Origin of the sequence: Capsulimonas sp. (assembly GCF_039929585.1) — a bacterium.
Classification (GTDB): domain Bacteria; phylum Armatimonadota; class Armatimonadia; order Armatimonadales; family Capsulimonadaceae; genus Capsulimonas.
This window is the reverse complement of record NZ_JBDSQY010000211.1, coordinates 1-3871: the sequence shown is the minus strand read 5'-3', so window position 1 is coordinate 3871 and position 3871 is coordinate 1. Positions and strand designations below refer to the sequence as shown.

Here is a 3871-nt window from a genome sequence, read left to right as displayed (position 1 = left end):
CAGACCGTTTCCAAGGGGCCGGATCCGTTCAAAGTGCCTTATGTCAAGCCCATTCCGTTTAAGGGACGCGCCCCGAAGGATCCACGATTGGCGGCGATCCCAAGTACTAAGATCTTCCGAGTACATGATACTACGATCACTGGACCTCCTGTGGCTCCCCGTCCTATTCGCCTCGTTTCAAATGTCGGCCGGCGCATGTCGGGCGCTCTGACCTCCGATGCCAATGGTGTATACGCCATTCTAGAGACCGATGGCGCATCACAGGCCGTTCAGCCTGGGGATCGGATTAAAGGCGGCAAGGTCATATCGATCCAAAGCGATACGATCACGGTGCTGACCGACGATAATCAGACGATCAAAGTTCCGCTTTCGCCGATTTCCACAGGCGGGCAGACTGGGGTGGGCGGCTATCCCGGCGGTGGCGGTTATCCTGGCGCTCCCGGCGGTTATCCCGGCGGTGGCGGTTATCCTGGCGGTGGTGGTTATCCTGGCGCTCCTGGCGGATATATTGGCGTTCCCGGCGGTGGGCCGGGCGGGCGTGGGGGTATGCAGATTAACGACGGCGGCTAAAACCATTGTGTTTTCCTTCGGTTCGGGTATATTGACGTTAGTCATATAAACGCGCGTTTTAACGGTTTCTGTGCGCATCGCGCATCAAGGAGTGAAATATGAAAAAATCAGTTCTCGGAAAGGCTCCCATCATTCGGCTCTCGGCCGCAGTCGCTGTCGTTCTGATGTCGGCTAGTCTCTCAACGGTAACTCAGCGAGCGGTGTACGCCCAGGATCCGGCGGCGGCCACCAACGCGGATAAAAAGATCTCGCTGAACTTCCAGAATGCTCCGGTTCAGACGGTTCTCAAAACACTGTTCAACAGTATCGGGGCCAATAATAGCATTGATGCGGACGTTCAGGGGCCTGTCAATGTCACCATGAACAACGTCACATTCGATGTTGCGCTCCGCTCGCTGCTTCGCGCGGCGAACCCGCCGCTTACCTACGACCTGACGGACAATGTCTATCACGTCCGTGTCAAGCGCGCTGCGGCTCCGGCGACCACGCCTTTTAATAATGGCGGCGCGTTGGTTACGCCCGCCAGCACGCCCGGCAAGACGAACAATTCCGATAAGCGATTGTTTAAACTGCCGGTTGACCATATGGATGTCGCTGCTCTAATCTATCTTAATGTCTTCACAGACGAAAAGATGGTTACTCTGGTGCCATCGTACGGCACGGAAGTTAACAGCAGTGGCGGCAATAATGGTAATAATGGCGGCAATAATAACGGTGGCGGCAGCGGCGGCTTCGGTGGCGGCAGCGGCGGCTTCGGCGGCGGCAGCGGCGGCTTCGGCGGCAGCAGCGGCGGCTTCGGCGGCAGCAGCGGTGGCTTCGGCGGCAGTAGCGGCGGCGGCGGCTTCGGTGGCGGCGGCTTCCGGTAAATCCCGCGTTTACAGGTCCCGGTGGGCTCTACGGAGTTTGCTGGGACCGATCTCTTCGTTCCACATTTTCAAGAACCAATTGTTGCGGGCGTGCTCTATCACTAGTCGGCTCCCCCTCACCGCCCCGGAAATAACATGCATGCGCCACGTAGATCGTAAGGAGGATTCCCGAATGGGTTCATATCAAGGGCGATACCAGCATCAACGCTTTTTCAGCGCCAATCGCTGGAAGCACGGTGTCGCCAAAGCCGGAACAACCTGTGTTATCACAGGTCTGCTGATTGGCGCCGGTTACACGCCGACGCCCGGCGGCATGCTGAGCTGCTTGGGAGCGGCCTATGGGGAATCGCTGTCGGACAGTAAGACCATTGACCTTGAGTTAGCTGATGCGGACCTCCAAACAGTGGTTGGCTTACTTCAGCGCAAATCAGGCGCGGAAATTGTCGTTCAAAGCGGCGATCGCCCGTTCGGCCGGATCAATGTCAATTTACGCCATGCATCGCTTGAGAAGGCGCTGCGTAACATCGCCCTCAGCGCCAACGCCTCGGTGACGCGCAATGAAGACGGCGTGTACGTTTTACGCCCCGCTTCTTCGACAGCAGGCGCCGCGTCTTTAGGAGCGACACAGCAGCTTGCGACGTATGCTCCCAATACAGCCGCGTCCAACACCCCTCGTGAGGCGGACTTGCATTGGTATAAATATGTCCTTCAGTACGCCGTACCGAAAGATGTCTTGTACCTGACGGGATGGGTCGACAATCCGCGTGAGCTCCGTCCTTTCGACAACAATGGTGCGAATAATAACAATTCTCAGATTGCAAGAACTCCCTCCCTGTTCACTCTGGACGGCCATGAAGCCGGCGTTCCATCCGCGATGGCCGGCAATGGCTCTATCGGACCGGAATCCGCTCAGCGTTCAGCGTCCGGGGATCCGGGCAGCCAAGCGAATCAGTTCCCAGGCGGCGGCGGCGGCGGCTTCGGTGGCGGCGGCTTCGGCGGCGGTGGTGGCGGCTTCGGCGGCGGTGGCGGCGGTCGACAGGGTGGCGGCGGCGGCTTCGGCGGCGGCGGTTTGGGCGGCGGCGGTTTGGGTGGCGGCGGCGGTCAGAACGCCAATCTTCCTGATGGCGTCAATCAAATTATCGCTCTTCAGGCTGATAACTCACTGCTGATTCAAGCGACCCCAGAAGCGTATCTGCGCTTGAAGGAGATCGTGAAGAATATCGATGTCCTGCCGCGCCAAGTTCAGATCAAAGTCGAATTTATTACAGCCAGCGTCAACGATATCGACCAGTTTGGAATCAATTTCTCTCTGGTTCCTTATCCAGGAGTTTCAGGGTCATCGTCACTGATTAACACCCAATCGCCCACCTATAGCGTGGGAGTGATTACCGGCAATTTAGTCGCTCAAATTCAAGGGGCGCTTTCCAAAGGGCGTGGTAAAGTGATTCAGTCGCCGACGATCACTACGACGAACAATACGCCTGCGACGATTGAAGTCCAGCGACAAATCCCATATACAACTTCGCAAACGATCATCCCTAACAGCGGAAATACGATTACCACGACTACACCGCAGTTTCTGCCGATCACAACGAGCCTCAACGTAACGCCCCGTATTAACAATGATGATACTGTAACGTTGTACCTCACACCGCAGATTGAGACACCGGGAGATATCCCGACCAATGGCGGGCCGCCTGCGACGACCCGTCAAAGGATTCAAACATTGCGCACAATCCGCAGCGGGGACACCATGGTTCTCGGTGGCTTGATTACGGACAGTGAAAGCTACAGTCAATCACGGATTCCGATTCTTGCAGATTTGCCGATCATCGGGAATTTATTTCGGAATCGAGGTAAAAATATTAGCAATGCTGAATTGCTAATATTCGTTACCCCGACAATTCTCGATGCGAATGGATATGCGACTGTCATGGGCGGCAATAGCGCCGCAATTAGCGGTTCCGTAACTCCGTAACAGCGTCTCGTTTCAAAAAGCCCCTTTCCTTTCTGGAAAGGGGCTTTTTTTTGCGAAATCGGGTGGCGTGAGGTATAATGTCGCTCATCAATCACTAATTTTTCACCCTGGGAGACCTCCTCCATTGTTTCGTTTTCTGACTGCGGGCGAGTCGCACGGCCCCGCTTTAACCACTATCATCGAAGGCGTCCCCGCTGGCCTTGGGATCACCGCTGATCCTATCAACCTGCAGCTTAAGCGGCGTCAGGGCGGTTACGGCCGAGGCGCTCGGCAGAAAATCGAGTCCGACACGGTCGAGTTTCTTTCCGGGGTGCGCTTTGGCCGCGCGCTCGGCAGTCCTGTCACCATGGTCGTACGCAACCGTGACTGGGCCAACTGGACGACGAAGATGTCTATCGAGCCGCTTCCCGAAGATCAGCAGGAAACTCCCGCCATCACGGTTCCGCGTCCAGGACAC

Annotated in this window: 4 protein-coding genes; all 4 read left to right on the top strand. The window is 56.6% G+C overall.

Features of this window, described 5'->3' with window-relative positions:
• A partial coding sequence (locus tag ABIZ35_RS15500) for a hypothetical protein (RefSeq protein ID WP_348220826.1) occupies window positions 1-570 on the top strand: 570 nt, incomplete at its 5' end.
• A gap of 98 nt (window positions 571-668) precedes the next feature.
• Window positions 669-1436 carry a hypothetical protein gene (locus ABIZ35_RS15495; RefSeq protein ID WP_348220825.1) on the top strand — a complete coding sequence of 256 codons (768 nt, stop codon included), beginning with the start codon at window positions 669-671 and terminating at the stop codon, window positions 1434-1436.
• A 172-nt stretch (window positions 1437-1608) separates the two neighbouring features.
• A complete protein-coding gene (locus ABIZ35_RS15490; RefSeq protein ID WP_348220824.1) occupies window positions 1609-3414 on the top strand; it encodes a hypothetical protein in 1806 nt (601 codons plus the stop codon).
• Window positions 3415-3538: 124 nt separating this feature from the next.
• Window positions 3539-3871: chorismate synthase (locus ABIZ35_RS15485; RefSeq protein WP_348220823.1), on the top strand; the 333-nt coding region annotated here is incomplete at its 3' end.